The following is a 16,715-nucleotide window of genomic DNA, read 5'->3' as shown; positions in this document are numbered from 1 at the left end:
TTCAGCCTGACCGGAATCCCCAGCTTGCTACGCTTCAAGGAAGTAATGGCATGCACGGGCATCAGCGAAAGCTTCCTGTACGAGCTGATGCAGAAAAATGAGTTCCCGCGCCCGGTGAAAATCGGCCGCATGAGTGCGTGGCCGGCGAGTGAGGTCGTCGCCTACATCGAGGGCCGAAAGAGACTCGGGGCGCATCCTTGAGGATTGCCATTCGGCCAGAAAGATGGTCAAGACTCGGCTGATTACTATAAGAATGACGTGTAATCTGGCGAAATGGATCGGATTCGTGACTCATAAGTAGTCGAAAGAACGATTTCGAAAAAATCACCCAGATATGAAGTTTTGCGGTGTCTGACGCGCCGCGGGCCCTACCCTGTCGGGAAGGACCCTTTTTTTGGTGCACGGACTGGAACGCCGGAACGTTTGTCGAGAGAGGATGGAACGTCCTTTCATTGCCTGACTATTGGCTTTGCATAGCCATATAGAGCACTTTTGGAACGTCGGAACGCTGGAACGCCTATCCACGCAGCCGAAGGAGATATGGGGACTACTCTGCTATCGATGGGCGAATGAGCAGCGATGACAGTGACGCCATCGGGGAGGCGGCGTGATGTCAGCCCTTTGGAACCACTGGGAACGGCACGCACCAAGACTTCACCTCCAGCGAGAAATCGTTCTGGAGCAATCGTGCCCTGCCAATACCCAGCGAGTCTGCCGTGGCCTGAGCGAGCTCAAGCGTCGGCATCGGCTCGTCCGTCAGCGCGGATTCGATCACCTTCCAATCGTCACCGTTACCGGAGGCGGACTCAAGGATCGAATAATGGCCGTAGTTCGCCACCCAGTTGCCGTTCTTAAGCACCGAGCCGGCACCGGTAATCACAAGGTACTTCCCAACGAGGCCGTACATGCGTGAGTTCCCCATCCTGACGAATGGCCAGATGGTGCCACAACCGTGACCACGGACATCTTGCTAGCCCGTGATGAGCTCACCGAGCTGTTCCGTAACTCGTGACAGACTGGCCAGCCGTCGCCGGGGCAACAGTCGGGCTAGAGCCTGCCGACGGACCAAACCGCTTAGGCCATAGCGTCTGAATCTGACTATCGACTAGCCCTGATGGCAGGGGCTAGCAAATGGGCGTCCAAGTCACCTAGATCGGATGCAAAAAGCCCCGCCGAAGCGGGGCTCTTTGTGGCCAGACGACTGCATTCAGTGCTCGTTGTCAGCCTTGCGTTCCAAGCTATCGACCAAAGCGAATGCCTGCATAAGTTCGGCTTTCTGCTCGGGTGACCATTCGAACGGCTTAGCTCCTGTGGGAGCCGAAATGGTGAAGTTCGCTGCTTCTGCGTTGACGGTGCCGGCAGCGGCTTTGCGTGCAATAAACTCTTGGTAATCACACACTGGTTGTCTCGTTTTGCTGTTCATAACCGATCCTCGCTGGACCATATCGTTTCGTACTTGAGCAGCATTGCTAGTCACTGGTGGAACATTTGTGTCACCGGTCGCTACTTCCACATGAAGCACCGTGCCGCCAGTACGCACGTCCGAACCTGAAGCGGTTGTGACGGACGTCTTCACACATCGGCGTTGGGCGTAGCAGTCGCGTGCATATTCGGCGCCCGTTCCCGCAAACCGTGCCTCATTGTTGAAATCCAACGTGCCATAGCCAGGATCTCGAATTTCGCCATTTCGAAATACAAGGTGGAAGACGATGTACTGGAGTTCCAAGCCTTCCCAGCGATTTAGCCGTGGCGGATTGGCCAGATCGAGGACCGGGGCCCGAAACCAATCCATCCAAGCTTCAATCAGGAGCAGGTCGCCAGCGACAACCAAGCACACGACTGGCCGCTGAGCAATCTTATGGAAACCGCTGTCGTCGAGAACCAGAAAATGGTCGTCGTCTAGTTTTGCTGACCAACGAGAATCGCTAGCGACGACAAGACGCTGCTTGTCGATTGCGTTTGTTGTCACACGCACCATCCTTTCTTGCCGTCATCAACCCTCGCCTCCAGGCGAAAGCCCCCTGTAACTGATGCGACGAACGCCCCGTACCAAAGCGAGGCGTCCTGCTAAACCCAAGCAGTATAACAATACATGTCGTATGCAATGAGGAATATCTATAGTGAGCCTGATATTCGTCAATAGGCCGTTTGTCCGACAGCTCGGACCCCAACATCTAGGTATCTAGATCGGCCAGGACCACAAGGCCTTGAGTGACCGCCCTTCGCCTAGCGCGTGAATTTCTCCCGGCGAGCGGCAAATCTGTGCCCGTAAGAGGGCTGGGCGCGGTCATCCAAAATGGCGTACATCGTCCTCACGTTTCCCGGACCGGGGTTTAGCCAGGCACCGACGTGCTCTGGCTTGATGGGGACGATGGAGCTGTCGTGGCCGCCTGCGGCTGGCTCAAACACCACCTATCGCGTGACGGATTTACGGCCAATGGCGACCACCTTGCCGTCTGCACGCAAACCATCTAGGTAATCCGCCCATGCCTGCATCATGCGCTTACGCTCATTCATGTACTGGGCGCGGTTGTAAGCGGCTCGCACCTTATTTCGCTCCGCATGGGCTAGCTGGCGCTCGATCACGTCCGGCGACCATCCCATTTCGTTGAGGCGGGTTGACGCCATCGCCCGGAAACCGTGTCCGGTCATGGTGTCCTTGTCGAAGCCCATCCGGCGTAGCGCGGCATTGACCGTGCCGTCCGACATGGGGCGCTGGCGGCTACGTTCGCTGGGGAACACGAATTGCCCGTTACCCGTCAGCGGCTGCAGTTCGCGCAGCACCGCGACGGCCTGCGGCGGCAGAGGAACCGTATGCTCCTCCCGCATCTTCATCTTGCCGGCAGGGATGCGCCATAGCGCCCCATCCAGGTCAATTTCTGACCATTCGGCCTGGCGCAGTTCACCGGGACGCGCGAACACCAGCGGCGCCAGCTTCAAGGCGGACCGGACAACAAAACTGCCGGTGTAGCCGTCGATGGCCCGCAGCAACTCCCCCACCTTGGCCGGGTCGGTGACCGCGGCGCGATGCGTGACCTTCGCCGGGGTGAGTGCGCCGCGCAGGTCAGCGGTTGGATCGCGGGTCGCTCGATGGGTGGCTATCGCGTAGCGGAATATCTGGCCGCAGCGCTGCTTGGTGCGGTGGGCTGTCTCGTGCGCCCCGCGCTCCTCAATCCGTTGCAGCAGCTTGAGCATCTCGGGCGGATCGATTTCGGCGATAGGCCGGTTGCCGATCCACGGGAGCACTAGGTCATCCAAGGTCCAACGGGCCTTTTCAAGCGTAGCAGCGGCCATCCGGGGCTTTTGCTTTTTCAGCCACTCCTCGGCGATGGCCGCAAACGTATTGGCTGCTACCTCTGTAAGCGTGATCTTGCGTTCGCGTTTCGCTACGCCAGGATCGTTGCCATCGCGGAGTTGGGCGCGTGCAGCATCACGCCTCTGACGGGCCTCGCTGAGGTTCACTTCGGGGAACACACCGAGCGCCAGCAACTTCTCCTTGCCGCTGTGGCGGTATTTCATTCGCCAGTACCGCCCTACCCCTGTCACGTGTAGGAACAGACCGCCGCCATCGAAGTGCTTGCCAGCCTTCGCGGCCTTGATCCTAAGGACGGTGAGTTTGCCGGTATCGCTCGCCATTACTTATCCCATCGAGATACCCCCAATGGGGCCAAGTACCCCCGAAGATACCCCCGCGCTGCGCGGGCTTCAATAGGATGTCGCTGGACGCTATGGCACAAAAAAACCCGCTGCTATGCGGGTTTCGGGCAATTCATGGGACGTGTCTGGACGGTATGAAATCGCCATTTGGTGCCGGCAGCAGGAATCGAACCCGCGACCTACTGATTACAAATCAGTTGCTCTACCAACTGAGCTATGCCGGCGACGAAGGCGAAGTCTAGCAAACCCGCGCGCGTTGACGCCAAGACATCGGCATCAGAAACAACCCGTGCTGTGCGAGCCCACGCCACGCACCCGATTGCGCCAATCCTGATGGCCGCTATCGGCCATCACCACGTCCAGCCAGTACTCCGGCACCGCCTCGGTACGCTCGCTCATCTGGGCCGGGAATCCGGCCGACACCACCTGGTCGCGACGACGGCGCGCATTGGCCGGGTCCTTGAACAGCCCTAGCGAAATCGTGTTGGACTGGTCGCCCGTACCGACGATGAAATACTCGCCAACGTTGGCGGCGGTCAGCCGGCGCGCCAGCTCCAGCGACTTGTCGCGACCACCGCCACCGGGAAGGTAGACCCACCAGCCCGTGGTCTGGGTGGTTTGCTCCTGGCGCGAACGCATGCGTGCGGCCTGGTTGCTGAGCGCGGTACGGGCATTGCGCAAGTCGATCGGCGTGGCAAATGGCCCCAGTGCCATGCAGGTGTAGCTGGCCTGCCGCGACGGTGACGATGGGGCTGCCGCCATCGACGACGCCGGCGACGCCGATGAAGCCGCCGCGACGGCGGATGCAGCGGCCACGGGCGCCGACGCCACGGTGGCGGGCGGCGTCGGTCGCTCGGACAGCAATTTCAGGGCCGGCACACCCGGGTCGGCGGCGCTGCGACCGTGCACGTCGTCCTGCCCCAGCAGCAACCAGGCACCCACCGCGATATTGAGGGCGATCAGCAGAACGAAGAGCAGGCGCAGGAACATCGTCGATCCGTCAGGCAAACGACACGAGCCGGCATTCTAGAGAGCCGACCCGAGAGGGGAATGTGCGTCCGACCACACGACCAGACCACGCAGCACGCTATCAGTGCTAAGCCTTGCCGGCACGGACATCAGCGGCAACAACGCTTCCGCGTCGCCGCCACCCAGAATCAGCAAGGGCGCACCGCCGAGCGATGGCGCCAGGCGCGCCACGAAACGCTCGATCAGCGCTGCCGCCGCTTGCCAGCAACCGGAAGCCACGGCATCGGGCGTGTTGTCTGCGACATCGAGCACGCGCCCCGGCCGCTCGACCAGCACGCGCGCAGTCGCGCCAAGCAGGGACTGCTGCATCAGCTGCGGCCCGGGGGCGATAAGGCCACCCAGGTGCAGGCCATCCGCCGCCAGCGCATCGAGGGTTAGCGCCGTGCCCACGCCAGCCAGCACGCAGGGCCCCAGACCATCGGCGCGTGCCGCCACCATCGCGAGGAAGCGGTCCACGCCCAGACGCGACGGATCGGCGTAGGCGTTGCGCACGCCGCAGGCTTCGGCCGGCGTGCGCAACCACTGCGTATCGCGCGCAAAGCAGGCCGACACCACGGCAGCGACCTGAGCCTCGCGCCCAGCGTCCACCACCGAAGCACCCACCACGGCAATAGGTACGGGCAAGTCGCGCCAGGCCTCGTGCAGGGCCAGCACGACGTCTTCGTTCCAGCTCACGGCGCCCTGAGACTGCCAGCCGCCGTCGCACAGCGCCCACTTGAGTCGTGTGTTGCCCAGATCAAGCAGAAGTCTCATACGCGACGCACCGTGACATCGGCACTGTCGATCGACAACACGCCAGCGGGTGTTTGCAACAACAGTGCACCACGCCCGTCCACGCCAGCGCCGACGCCATCCAGCTCACCCAGCGCACCCTGCAGGTGTAAGGGCTTGCCGCGGAGCAAGTCGTGGCCGCCGTAGGCGTCGACGAACCCGGCGAAGCCTTCACGTTCGAATTGGCGCAATCCCTCGACAAGCGCGGCGATCAAGCTTGCCGCAACCAGGTTTCGATCGGGGGCCTTGCCATGCGCAAGGTTTGCCAGGTCGTTGATGGGCTGCCCGGCCTGCTCGCGCAGCGCCGCGGTAAGCCGCACGTTGACGCCAACGCCGATGATGGCGGCGCAGGGCCCCTGATACTCCCCGCTCAGTTCGACCAGGATGCCGGCCAGCTTGCCGCCATCGCTCAGCACGTCGTTGGGCCACTTGAGGCCCGCGCCCTGGATACCCAGGGTCGCCAGCGCGCGCATCACGATGACACCCACTGCCAGTGACAAGCCCGACAGCGCAGCGAAGCCCGCGTCAAAACGCTTCAGGCAGGACAGATAGACATTCAAGCCCGGCGGCGACAGCCACGCGCGACCGCGGCGGCCCCGGCCAGCGCTCTGGGTTTCGGCGAGGACCATGCTCAAGTCGGGCAAAGCGCCCAGGCGGCGCTGAATCTCATTGGAGGTCGAGTCGATCTCCCAATGCAGCTCCAGCGCGCCAACCTCTTTGCGCACATGCACGGGCAACGCCGCCCGAATCTCCTGCAAACCTAGCACCTGCACTGGCCAGGGCAGGCAATAGCCCGCCGTGCCCCGCGATTCCACCGGCACGCCCCGCGTACGCAATGCCTCAATCTGCTTCCAGATGGCCGCGCGGGTCACGCCAGCGCGCTCAGCCAGCAAAGCACCGGACACGGTGTCTCCGTCCGCCAGTGCTACAAGCAGCTCGTGCGCCTGCATCAGCGTAAGCCAACGCCGGGGAGGCCACGTGAGCGGCTTTCGGTCATGCAATCACGCGGGGATGGGAGATGTGACATCGGGCGATTCTAGCCTGCCGCGTGCACGCCCCAAAGATCGGCGCGCGCGCCAAACGCCATGACTTCTGGGACTCGCGGGTTCTTGCGGGTGGCTTGAAGGGCACTGGCATAGGATGCCCATTTCTGCCAGCATCCAGTACTTGGATTGCGGATCAAGGGGTTGCGCCGCGATGGGCGTCGGGAAGTTCTTGATAGGTTGTGCTCTGTGCGTCGGCAGCATTGGTGCTGCGTCGGCGACGGACGCTGACACCCAAGATCTGACCTCCATGCAGCGTTCAGTGGACAGCAGCTCCAGCAATCACGATGGCGGTGGCAACAGCAGCGGCGACGCACTGGGCCTGCCACGCGATGCATCCCCGTCATCGGGGTCCGCATCCTCCTCATCGAGCAACGACAACTGCCCGAGTGCCACACCGCCGGTGGCACCGAGCGGTCACCGCGCCTATCTTGGCTGGCAGTCACTGCTGCCCGGCTCTATCCAGTAAGTCTTCGGCCTGTGCCGGAATCATGGTGGCGGCGCTTCCGCTCCTATTTCACGGCTCAACCACTCCCTGATTCGCTTTGGCAGCGTGCGCTCGCGGCATGTCCGCTGGCGCTACGGCTGGATGGTGCGCGCCAGGATGAATTGCGGCGATTGGTGGCGGTTTTCCTCGCACGCAAGCGCTTTCACGCCCTGGCTGGGGCGGAACTTACCGAGCATCTGCGTATCCTGATCGCCATGCAGGCCTGCCTGCCAGCGCTCCAGCAAGGCCCGCGCGCCTTGCGCGGCTGGCGCGAGGTGCTGGTCTATCCCGGCGAGTTCAAGGTGCATCGCAGCCACCACGACGAGCGCAGCGGCATCGTCAGCGAAGGCGAAGACGTGCTTATCGGTGAAGCGTGGGAGCACGGGCCGCTGGTGCTGTCACTGGCCGATGTGCAACTCGACCTGGAACATCCCTGGGACGGCTACAACGTGGTCGTGCACGAGATCGCGCACAAACTCGACATGCTCGATGGCCCACCCGACGGTGTGCCGCCACTGCCCGCGCATATGGTCCGTCGGCAATGGATCGTGGCTTTTCAGCGTGCCTTCGATCATCTCGCCAACGACGTGGCACGCGGGCGCGAAACCTTGATCGATGCATATGCCGCCGAAGGTGCTGATGAATTCTTCGCCGTGGTCAGCGAGCTGCACTGGTCGCAGCCGGCCGTTTTGCGTCGTGCCGACGCGTCGGTAGCCGATCTGCTGGATGCGTATTACGGACCGTCGCCGGCGCCTGGCCACACTTAGCCCGGCGGCAACCGCACACTGAAGCGCGCACCATTGAGTTCCGGCGAGCGGTCGACAATCAATTCGCCCTGATAGGCACGAACGATGTCCTGCACGATGGACAGGCCGATGCCATGGCCCTGCACGCGCTCATCGCCGCGCACGCCACGTTGCAGCACGCTCTCGATCTTGTCTTCGTCGATGCCCGGGCCGTCGTCCTCGACACTCAGCCAAAGGCCTGGGCGCTGGCGACCCGCGACAGGGCGCATCTTCACCACCAGCAAGACCTGGTGACGGGCCCACTTGAACGCGTTCTCCAGCAAATTGCCCATCAACTCGAGCAGATCACCCTGCTCTCCGTAGAACGCCGCGTTGTCGTCGATATCGAATTCGCACAACACATTCTTCGCCGCATAGACCTTCTCGAGGCTTTGCACCAGGTCCTCGGCGTGGCCGGCAATCGGAATGGCGGTTGCAGCGAAAGTCTGTCGACCGGATGTCGCCGCGCGTGCCAACTGGTAGGCCACCAATTCGTCCATCTTGCGCACCTGGTCAAGGACCTGGTTGCGCAAACCCGATTCGTCGCTCACCGTTTCGAGTCCGGAGCGGATCACGGCCAACGGCGTCTTCAGGCTGTGTGCGAGATCCGACAGGGTATTGCGCGTGCGCACGCGTTGCTCGCGCTCACTGTCGACGAAAGCGTTGATGCGTTCGGTAAGACCCGTGAGCTCGGCCGGGTACTGGTCACCCAGATGCTCGCTTTCGCCGCGCTCCACGCGCGACATCGCGCTGGCCACCTTGCGCAACGGTGTGAGGCTCCAGCGCAGCAGCAGCATCTGCAGCAGGATCAACATCACACCTAGCGAGGCGAGCCAGAAAATCAGGCTGCGGCGAAAGACGGCGTTGCGGCCTTCGAGCTGGTCCTCGGTTTGCGCCACCATGAAGGTGAGATGCACCGACTTCTTCTCGGCGGTATCGAGCGCCACACCATAGCTGTAGTAGTAAAGCCGCCCCATGCGCGTATCGACAGGACCGACAAACTGCCCTTCGCCCGGCGCCAGCGGCTTCAGGAAACCAAAGTCGCGCCCGATCGCCGAAGGCGATTCCCACTTGAAACCGTTGTCGCCGATGGCGACGGCATAAAGGCCCGAGCCTGGCCGCGAGAAGCTCGGGTCGGGCGGCGTGTCTGGCAGCAGCACCTTGCCGGAACGACCGACCTCGGTCCCCGCCAGATACGCCACGACGAAGTTCTGCAGACGATCCTGCAGACCTTGTAGTGCGCTATCCGCGCTGGTGCGCGTCAGCGTGAGTCCGACGACGCCGAGGAAGGCCGCCAGCACGAAGCTGGTGGCTAGCGCCGCTCGCGCCGCCAGTGAAAATGGGCGGCGCGGCGGTTGCGAATCACTCGTCGTCGGCTTCGCTGCGAGGGATGGCAAAGCGGTATCCGCGTCCACGTACCGTCTCGATGGGCTTGAGGTTGCCGTCTGGGTCCAGCTTGCGGCGCAGACGGCCAATGAAAACTTCCAGCACGTTCGAGTCGCGGTCGAAATCCTGCTGATAGATGTGCTCGGTGAGGTCGGCCTTGGAGACCAGTTCGCCGGCATGCAGCATCAGGTATTCCAGCACCTTGTACTCATAGCTGGTCAGGTCGACGACCTTGCCTTCCACCGTCACGGTCTGCGCCGTGGTATCGAGCTTGATCGGGCCGCAGGCCAGCACCGGCTTGGACCAGCCGCTGGCCCGGCGTACCAGCGCGTTGATGCGCGCCAGCAACTCTTCGACGTGGAACGGCTTGACCAGATAGTCGTCCGCACCGTGCTTCAGGCCCTCGACCTTGTCCTGCCAGCCACCACGGGCGGTGAGGATAAGGATCGGGTAGCGCTGACCGGCCTCGCGCAGCGCCTTGATCAGGTCCATGCCCGACATCCGGGGCAGGCCCAGGTCGATGATGGCCAGGTCGAACGGCACCTCGCGACCGAGGTAGATACCCTCCTCACCGTCCTGGGCTGCATCGACAGCAAAACCGTCGCGCTTCAGACGGGCAGCAAGCGTTTCGCGCAGCGGCGCCTCGTCCTCAACCAAAAGGATGCGCATCAGTGTTTCTCCTTGTTGCTATCACCGTCAGCGGACGGGTTCTTGGTCGAATCGTTGGAAGCCGGCCCCTTGCTGGCCTCCGTGGTCACGGTCACTACCCGCACATGGCCGGTAGGGGTCAACACTTTTACCCGATGCTCGAAAGAGCTTCGCCCACGCCGAACGGTACTGGCCGACAGCACCTTGCCGCCAGTCTCCTGCTGTACCTGGCTCACCGCCTGCTCCAGCGTCATGGCTGGCTCGGTGGTCTGCGCAGCAAGCGCAGCCGGTCCCGCTGACAGCGAGAGCAGCAACACCGAGCCATACAGAATTGTTTTAATTTTGTTAAACAAGCCCGGATAACCTGCGGGGACGAGAGCCATCTTCGTTCAGACTATGGAATCGGGGCTGAATATTGACCGGACGGGCCTGCAACGTCACGCGGCAATCTGCGTTGGCGCCATGGCCTGCTCGATCAGCGCCCAGCCTGCACCGGGCAAATGGGAGCCTTCGCTCAGTAGGCGCCGGAACCCTCGCGCGCCCGGCTCACCCTGATAAAGCCCCAGCAAATGGCGACTTATGTGCTTCAACGCGGTGCCACGGGCCAGTTCGGCCTCGATGTACGGCCGCATGCGCAACAGGACGTCTTCACGCGTAGGCATGGGCTCGCCGTATAGCACTGCCTCGACGTGCGCCAGCACATAGGGGTCGTGATAAGCGGCCCGACCCACCATCACGCCATCGACCTGGCTCAGATGCGCCTGCACCGCTTGCGCCGTAGTGATGCCACCGTTGATGACCACGACCAGCTGGGGAAACTCGCGCTTGAGCCGATACACGCGCTCGTAATCGAGCGGCGGAATCTCGCGATTCTCCTTCGGGCTCAGACCCTGCAGCCACGCTTTGCGCGCGTGCACCACCAAGACTTCAACGCCGGCACCGATCATGGTCTCGGTGAAATGCTGTAGATCGGCGTATTCGTCCTGGTCGTCCACGCCAATGCGGCACTTCACCGTTATCGGTACATCCACCGCATCGCGCATCGCCTTCACGCAATCGCCCACCAGGGCAGGCTCGCGCATCAGGCACGCACCGAAGCGGCCAGACTGCACGCGATCGGACGGGCAACCCACATTGAGATTGATCTCGTCGTAGCCCGCGTCCATGCCGTAACGCGCCGCCACCGCCAACTCCTGTGGATCGCTGCCGCCAAGCTGCAACGCCACGGGGTGTTCTTGCTGGCTGTGCTCCAGCAAGCGCAGCTGTTTGCCGCGCACCAGCGCCGCACTCGTCACCATCTCGGTATACAGGCGCGCATGCGGCGACAGCAGCCGATGAAAGTACCGGCAGTGGCGATCCGTCCAGTCCATCATCGGGGCGACGGTGAGGCGCCAATCTTCCTTTTGAACGGACTTGGCGGTGGGGATAGTGGATGCAGACATGGCGGCTATTGTACGTGCTGGCGCCGAAGCGCATGGCAGAGGTGGCGGAGTCGTCCGCGGGCCAGGCATGGCGACGAAGCGGCTCGCGTCACGATGCCGCAGTGACTTGCCCGCAACTGGACGGTCCCTGCGCCGATATCACCGATTCGGCTGCAAGACTGCACCGGGCATGGTTTACCGTGATGTGCGCTGCAGGTGCGGCCCGCCATGAACAGCCCGCCCGGCAATGGCATAATGGCGCCCCTGGCTGCATCTGCGGCAGCACTCGTCAGGCGCAGCGGCTTCCGCCTTCCCCATACGAGTCCGGTACCGGTCCCCAGCCGGGACCTTGCCCGCGGCCCCTCTACTCTGGACGGTAACCGGCAATGGTGGCATTGGCGACGGAGCACGTGATCGACGTGCACCACTGGAACGACAGTCTTTTCAGCTTCCGCACCACGCGCGATCCTGGCTTTCGCTTCGACAGCGGACAGTTCGTGATGATTGGCCTGGAGGTGGATGGACGTCCGTTGATGCGCGCGTATTCCATTGCGAGTGCGAACTACGAGGAACACCTGGAATTCTTCAGCATCAAGGTGCCGAACGGGCCGTTGACCTCACGCCTGCAACACCTCAGGCCGGGCGATCCACTCATCGTCAGCCGCAAGCCGACTGGCACGCTAGTGCTCAATGACCTCAAGCCGGGCAGGCGTCTCTATCTGCTTGGCACGGGCACGGGCCTGGCACCGTTCCTCAGCCTGGTGCGCGATCCGGAAACCTACGAGCGCTTCGACAAGATCGTGATTGCCCACGGGGTGCGCAACATCAGCGACCTCGCCTACGCCGATTACCTGCAGCATGAATTGCTGCAGCATGAATACCTGGGTGAGCTGGCTCGCGAGAAACTTATCTACCACCCCACGGTGACGCGCGAAGCGTTTCGCAACCAGGGCCGCATCACTGACGCCATCGTTGACGGCGCCATGAGTCGGGCCATCGGCCTGCCTCCGCTCGATCCAGCCACGGATCGCGTCATGCTTTGCGGTAGTCCTGCCATGCTGGAGGATACCTGCGCCCTGCTCGATAGCCGCGGTTTTAAGATTTCGCCGCGCACCCGCGAACCGGGCGACTATGTGATCGAGCGCGCGTTCGTCGAGAAGTAAGCGGCGGCGCGGCAAGTACCCAAGAGAGGGAGTCACCATGCTGGAGATTGCGCTCTACGTACTCGCCGCCGTGCTGATGGTGGGTGGACTGGCCGGCAATTTCCTGCCCGCGCTCCCAGGCATCCCGATGATCTTCGGCGGCATCTGGCTGGCCGCTGCAGTGAATCAGTACCAGCACGTCGGCCTGTGGTGGCTGGTGGTCATCGGTGTACTTGGCACCCTGGGTGTCATCGTCGACTTCGTCGCCGCCACCCTGGGAGCCAAACGGGTAGGGGCGAGCCCGCTGGCATTGTCGGGGGCGGGCCTGGGTACGCTGATAGGCATGTTCTTCGGCATCGTGGGCCTGCTGCTGGGCCCCTTCGTGGGCGCACTGCTGGGTGAACTTGCCTCGGGCACGAGCGTGCTGCGCTCGGCCCATGTGGGCGCGGCCACCTGGATGGGCCTGCTGTTCGGCACCCTGATCAAGCTGGTGATCTCGTTCATCATGATCGGCCTGTTCGCTTTCGCCATGCTCGTCGCCTAAGTGCGCCGCAGCGCCGTCCCGAGACCTTCGGCACATGGCGCCCGTCGCCGCTGCCCTTATAGGCTCCGGGTACCACTCTCTGGGGAACAACATGTCCAAACGTCTCGCCCTTGCCATGGCGGTCTCGCTGGCTGCTGTCGGATCGGTTCACGCGGCAACCAAGACACCTACCTGGATCGAGCGCAGCAACACCGACGCCAAAGTGATGCTCGATGTGCTCGCCAAGTTCAGTCCGGAATTCGCCTCGCAGATCGGCCTGCCTGAGTACGACGCCAAGGTCGCCGATCTCAAGCCCGACGTTGATGCGCGCTCCCGCGCCGCGCTGGTCGAGGCGAAGGGCAAGCTCGAGCAGATGCTGGCCGCCGAGAAAGACGCCAATGTGAAGCAGGATCTGCAGATCATGATCAAGGCCGCCAATCAGCAGATCGAAGGCATCGACCTCAACCACAAGTACCTGCTCCCGTATCAGGACGTGGGCCAGCTGATTTTTGGTGGCGAGTTCGCCTTGCTGAAGGACGATGTCGCCGCCAAGCGCCGGCCCGCCGCGCTCAAGCGACTGCAATGCTATGTAGGCAAGGCGCCCGGCTGCACGCCGATCACGGAGCTGGCCAAGGCGCAGACCCAGGCGCGCCTGGGCGAGAAAGACCTGATCGGTCCGTACAAGGGCGAAGTGGAGCAGAAGCTCGCCAACACGCAGCGCTACGCGCAGGGCATCCGCCAGCTGTTCGCCAAGTACAAGCTGGACGATGCCGAAGGCAAGGCCGCGCTCGATGCGCTGGACAGCCAGCTCAAGGACTACGACACCTGGGTGCGCGCCACCATCGTGCCGCGCGCACGCGCGGACTTCCGCCTGCCCGAGCCGCTGTATGCGTACAACCTCAAGCAGGTGGGCGTCGATATTCCGCCGGAGGAGCTGATCAAGCAGGCGCAGCTGGAATTCGTCGAACTGCGCTCGATGATGCAGGTATTGGCGCCGGTAGTGGCCAAGGCCGAAGGCATCCAGGCGACGGACTACCGTGACGTGCTGAAAGCGCTCAAGCAGCAGCAGCTGGGCAAGGACGACGTGGTGCCGTGGTATCACGAGATCATCGGCAAGATCGAAGACACTATCCGTCGCGAAAACATCATCACGCTGCCGCAGCGCAAGATGCAGATGCGTCTGGCGTCAGAGGCTGAAACCGCCGCCGTGCCCGCGCCGCACATGGACCCGCCGCCCTTCATCAACAACCACGGTGAGCAGGGCACCTTCGTGTTGACCATGGGCAACCCCTCGTCGAACGGCGACAAGTCGCAGTCGTACGACGACTTCACCTATAAGGCCGCCGCCTGGACGCTTACTTCGCACGAAGGCCGTCCAGGACATGAGCTGCAGTTTGCCGCCATGGTGGAGCGCGGCGTGTCGCTGGCGCGCAGCCTGTTCGCCTTCAATAGCGTCAACGTGGAAGGTTGGGCGCTGTACGCAGAATCGGAAATGCTGCCGTACGAAACGCCGGCCGGCCAGTTTGTCGCCCTCCAGGCTCGCTTGCAGCGCGCCGCCCGCGCGTATCTCGACCCGATGCTCAACCTGGGCCTGATCAGCAAGGAGCGCGCGCACGATGTGCTGCGCAACGACGTGGGCCTGTCGGAGGCGATGACCCAGCAGGAGCTGGACCGCTACACCTTCAACAGTCCGGGTCAGGCCACGGCGTATTTCTATGGCTATATGCGCCTGCAGCAGACGCGCCTGGAAACCGAACTTGCGCTGGGCAAGGACTTCAATCGCAAGGCCTTCAACGACTTCGTGATCGGCCAGGGCCTGTTGCCACCGGAGCAGCTGGCCGAAGCGGTGCGTACGCAGTTCATCCCGTCGCAGAAAAAAACTGATCTAGCCGCGCAGGGACGATAACGTCCCCGCTGACCATCAGGGCCGCGTCTTAGGGCGCGGCCTTTTCTTTTTGGGGATCGGTAGTACTTGTGCGCTGCGCTCCAGCCACAGGGCCAGCTGGGCTGTATCACGGCAGAGCGACGAAGGCAGCACGATGTAGTGTCGGCTCGGCGGCAAGCCCGGCTTCGCTTCCAGGCGCTGGGCACCCTCGCACGCCAACAGCGCGGATTGGTCACCCGGAGCGAGCTTGAGCGCCAGCCCTTGCGTTGATAGCCACGCGCACGGCTTCTCTCCGACGTAGGCCATCAAGCCACCGAACATGGGATGGAAACGTAGATCATGCGGCCGCCCCAGGTGGGTGGCGGCATCCTCGAGGTCGCGCCGCAGCGCTTCGAGCAGCGCTTTCACACCGGCGCGTCGGGAATCACGTAGAGCAACACCGCCAGGTAATGCAGCACGCTTCCGGCGAGCACGAAGCCGTGCCACACCGAATGGTGGTAAGGCAGTTTGCGCCACAGATAGAACGGCACGCCAAGCGTGTAGGTCACTCCCCCAGCGATCAACAGCACCATGCCGCCGAACTGCAGGTGCTCGCTCAGCGGCTTGAACGCGATCAAGCCGACCCAGCCCATCGCCACGTACATCAACACGGCAAGGCGGCGGTAACGTTTGAGCAAGCCAAGCTCTAGCGCGCTGCCCATCAACGCGAGCCCCCAGATCGTGCCGAACAGCGCCCAGCCCCACACACCGGGCAACGCGATCAAGGTGAAAGGCGTATAGGTACCGGCGATCAGCAAGAAAATCGCGATGTGGTCAAACGTGCGCAGCACCCGCTTGGCCAGCACACCGTGAATCGAGTGATAGAGCGTCGATGCGGTGTAACAAAGAATCAGCGTCGTACCGAATATCGCACTGGCGACGACAGCGCGCATATCACCATAGCGTGCGGAGAACGCCACCAGGGTAGCCAGGCCGGCGATGCTGAGCACGATGCCAATGCCGTGGATGACACTGCTGGCGAGCTCATCGCCGAAGGCATAGCGGGGGAGTGCCGTGCCGGGGTTGGCGGACATGCTGGGGATTCCTTGTCAATCGAAACGTACGGAGCCGTACGCGCTCGGACACCTTAGCCATCTCCGGATGGAATGCAAAGCCTGGCGCAGCGCATGAAACGCCACGCCAGACCCTAGGTCATTCGAGGATGAAAGCGCCGAATGCCACGCCGAGATCCCAGCCCTTGCCCGTTCCGCTAAGTGCCAGCGACACATTGCCCTTGGTCATCACGCGCGCGCCGGCGGACTTCGACGCGCCAGCGTGAACCCCTGCATCGGCGTAATGCCCCTTGATCTCGCTGATGCTGGTTATCCCGGAGAACTTGCCAAGGCCGTGGTCAATCTCGTTCTTTCCGAACGTAAGGCCACCGCCCTTCACACGGATTCGCACACCCATGCTCTGGCCGTTGTTGCAATGGACCGTGCCGCTTCCGGTGGCCGTCTGATAGAACACCGACCAGCCGGACAGGCGGAAATCCATCTTGCATTCAATGTCCCCCGCATGGGCCGAGGCCGAGGCCATCCAACAGGTCAGGACCACCGCCAACGCACCCAGACTCTTCCACTTCATCATTCCAGTCTCTCCCGTATGGCCATGCCCACGCCAACGCGAGGCGGAGCGTGATTCTGGCAAGCATCCTCCTTCTGACACGTGAATGCCTCTTTCACCCGGGCTGTACACCAAATCAAGCCTGCCGCCGGGAAAATACGCGGGCCGGCATCCCCTCTCTCTCCCCCGATGCTCGGCTTTGCCGCCCCGCCACCCTGTGCGGGGCTTTTTTTTGGCATTCCGTACGTATCTGCCCGCGCCGCGGCCAGGCTGCGGCGACATGGGCTACGCAGAGCCATGGAACAGGCTCTAAGCTGAGCAGGGATTGGGAACAGG

19 protein-coding genes and 1 tRNA gene are annotated in these 16,715 nt (G+C 62.8%); 6 read left to right on the top strand and 14 right to left on the bottom strand.

The annotated features are described in order from the left end of the window. The first annotated feature begins 24 nt into the window (after nt 1-24). A complete protein-coding gene (locus OUZ30_RS15605) occupies nt 25-201 on the top strand; it encodes a helix-turn-helix transcriptional regulator (protein WP_266183354.1) in 177 nt (58 codons plus the stop codon). 412 nt (nt 202-613) lie between these two features. On the opposite strand, the gene OUZ30_RS15600 is transcribed toward OUZ30_RS15605, so the two are convergent. The 7 genes from OUZ30_RS15600 to OUZ30_RS15570 all read right to left on the bottom strand — a co-directional run bounded on the left by OUZ30_RS15600 (nt 614) and on the right by OUZ30_RS15570 (nt 6,407). Continuing rightward, complete coding sequence (locus OUZ30_RS15600; protein WP_266183353.1) at nt 614-907, bottom strand: hypothetical protein; 294 nt, start codon at nt 905-907, stop codon at nt 614-616. A 300-nt stretch (nt 908-1,207) separates the two neighbouring features. After that, nucleotides 1,208-1,969 (bottom strand): hypothetical protein, encoded by a 762-nt coding sequence (locus OUZ30_RS15595; protein ID WP_266183352.1) that lies wholly within the window; start codon nt 1,967-1,969, stop codon nt 1,208-1,210. Between the two features lie 443 nt (nt 1,970-2,412). Further along, nucleotides 2,413-3,636 carry a tyrosine-type recombinase/integrase gene (locus OUZ30_RS15590; protein WP_266183351.1) on the bottom strand — a complete coding sequence of 408 codons (1,224 nt, stop codon included), beginning with the start codon at nt 3,634-3,636 and terminating at the stop codon, nt 2,413-2,415. Nucleotides 3,637-3,805: 169 nt separating this feature from the next. Further along, a tRNA-Thr gene (locus OUZ30_RS15585) sits at nt 3,806-3,881 on the bottom strand. 52 nt (nt 3,882-3,933) lie between these two features. Then, nucleotides 3,934-4,647, bottom strand: coding sequence for an SPOR domain-containing protein (locus OUZ30_RS15580; RefSeq protein ID WP_266183350.1), 714 nt, complete (start codon nt 4,645-4,647; stop codon nt 3,934-3,936). Between the two features lie 36 nt (nt 4,648-4,683). Continuing rightward, nucleotides 4,684-5,439, bottom strand: coding sequence for a type III pantothenate kinase (locus OUZ30_RS15575; RefSeq protein ID WP_266183349.1), 756 nt, complete (start codon nt 5,437-5,439; stop codon nt 4,684-4,686). Beyond that, nucleotides 5,436-6,407 carry a biotin--[acetyl-CoA-carboxylase] ligase gene (locus OUZ30_RS15570; RefSeq protein ID WP_266183348.1) on the bottom strand — a complete coding sequence of 324 codons (972 nt, stop codon included), beginning with the start codon at nt 6,405-6,407 and terminating at the stop codon, nt 5,436-5,438. Before OUZ30_RS15570 ends, OUZ30_RS15575 begins: the two co-directional genes overlap by 4 nt. A gap of 343 nt (nt 6,408-6,750) precedes the next feature. On the opposite strand from OUZ30_RS15570, the gene OUZ30_RS15565 reads away from it, so the two are divergent. After that, a complete protein-coding gene (locus tag OUZ30_RS15565; protein WP_266183347.1) occupies nt 6,751-6,969 on the top strand; it encodes a hypothetical protein in 219 nt (72 codons plus the stop codon). An 11-nt stretch (nt 6,970-6,980) separates the two neighbouring features. After that, nucleotides 6,981-7,754 carry a M90 family metallopeptidase gene (locus tag OUZ30_RS15560; protein ID WP_266183346.1) on the top strand — a complete coding sequence of 258 codons (774 nt, stop codon included), beginning with the start codon at nt 6,981-6,983 and terminating at the stop codon, nt 7,752-7,754. Here OUZ30_RS15560 and OUZ30_RS15555 read toward each other — a convergent pair. From OUZ30_RS15555 to dusA, 4 genes are all read right to left on the bottom strand, one after another. After that, nucleotides 7,751-9,169, bottom strand: coding sequence for an ATP-binding protein (locus OUZ30_RS15555; RefSeq protein ID WP_266183345.1), 1,419 nt, complete (start codon nt 9,167-9,169; stop codon nt 7,751-7,753). The genes OUZ30_RS15560 and OUZ30_RS15555 overlap by 4 nt on opposite strands. Beyond that, a complete protein-coding gene (locus tag OUZ30_RS15550) occupies nt 9,135-9,827 on the bottom strand; it encodes a response regulator transcription factor (RefSeq protein ID WP_266149863.1) in 693 nt (230 codons plus the stop codon). Before OUZ30_RS15550 ends, OUZ30_RS15555 begins: the two co-directional genes overlap by 35 nt. Beyond that, complete coding sequence (locus OUZ30_RS15545) at nt 9,827-10,159, bottom strand: PepSY domain-containing protein (protein WP_266183344.1); 333 nt, start codon at nt 10,157-10,159, stop codon at nt 9,827-9,829. Before OUZ30_RS15545 ends, OUZ30_RS15550 begins: the two co-directional genes overlap by 1 nt. Nucleotides 10,160-10,243: 84 nt before the next feature. Next, nucleotides 10,244-11,248, bottom strand: coding sequence for a tRNA dihydrouridine(20/20a) synthase DusA (gene dusA / locus OUZ30_RS15540; RefSeq protein WP_266183343.1), 1,005 nt, complete (start codon nt 11,246-11,248; stop codon nt 10,244-10,246). 365 nt (nt 11,249-11,613) lie between these two features. Between dusA and OUZ30_RS15535 the strand changes: the two genes are divergently transcribed. From OUZ30_RS15535 to OUZ30_RS15525, 3 genes are all read left to right on the top strand, one after another. Further along, nucleotides 11,614-12,390: a ferredoxin--NADP reductase gene (locus OUZ30_RS15535; protein WP_266183342.1), complete on the top strand. Its 777-nt coding sequence runs from the start codon at nt 11,614-11,616 to the stop codon at nt 12,388-12,390. Nucleotides 12,391-12,430: 40 nt separating this feature from the next. After that, nucleotides 12,431-12,913, top strand: a complete 483-nt coding sequence (locus tag OUZ30_RS15530; RefSeq protein ID WP_266183556.1) for a DUF456 domain-containing protein — start codon at nt 12,431-12,433, stop codon at nt 12,911-12,913. A 91-nt stretch (nt 12,914-13,004) separates the two neighbouring features. Then, the gene (locus OUZ30_RS15525) at nt 13,005-14,798 is read left to right on the top strand and encodes a DUF885 domain-containing protein (RefSeq protein WP_266183341.1); all 1,794 of its coding nucleotides are present in this window, start codon (nt 13,005-13,007) and stop codon (nt 14,796-14,798) included. 15 nt (nt 14,799-14,813) lie between these two features. Here OUZ30_RS15525 and OUZ30_RS15520 read toward each other — a convergent pair whose 3' ends face one another. From OUZ30_RS15520 to OUZ30_RS15510, 3 genes are all read right to left on the bottom strand, one after another. Then, complete coding sequence (locus OUZ30_RS15520) at nt 14,814-15,185, bottom strand: TfoX/Sxy family protein (RefSeq protein ID WP_266183340.1); 372 nt, start codon at nt 15,183-15,185, stop codon at nt 14,814-14,816. Continuing rightward, nucleotides 15,182-15,850, bottom strand: coding sequence for a PAQR family membrane homeostasis protein TrhA (trhA, locus tag OUZ30_RS15515; RefSeq protein WP_266183339.1), 669 nt, complete (start codon nt 15,848-15,850; stop codon nt 15,182-15,184). The genes OUZ30_RS15520 and trhA overlap by 4 nt, the downstream gene beginning before the upstream one ends. 118 nt (nt 15,851-15,968) lie before the next feature. Next, a complete protein-coding gene (locus tag OUZ30_RS15510; RefSeq protein ID WP_425601529.1) occupies nt 15,969-16,400 on the bottom strand; it encodes a hypothetical protein in 432 nt (143 codons plus the stop codon). Between the last annotated feature and the right edge of the window lie 315 nt (nt 16,401-16,715).

The sequence above is a fragment of the Dyella humicola genome (genome assembly GCF_026283945.1).
In the GTDB taxonomy this organism is placed as follows: domain Bacteria; phylum Pseudomonadota; class Gammaproteobacteria; order Xanthomonadales; family Rhodanobacteraceae; genus Dyella; species Dyella humicola.
Note: the sequence above shows the minus strand (reverse complement) of the source record. Positions and strands in the feature narration are given on the sequence as shown.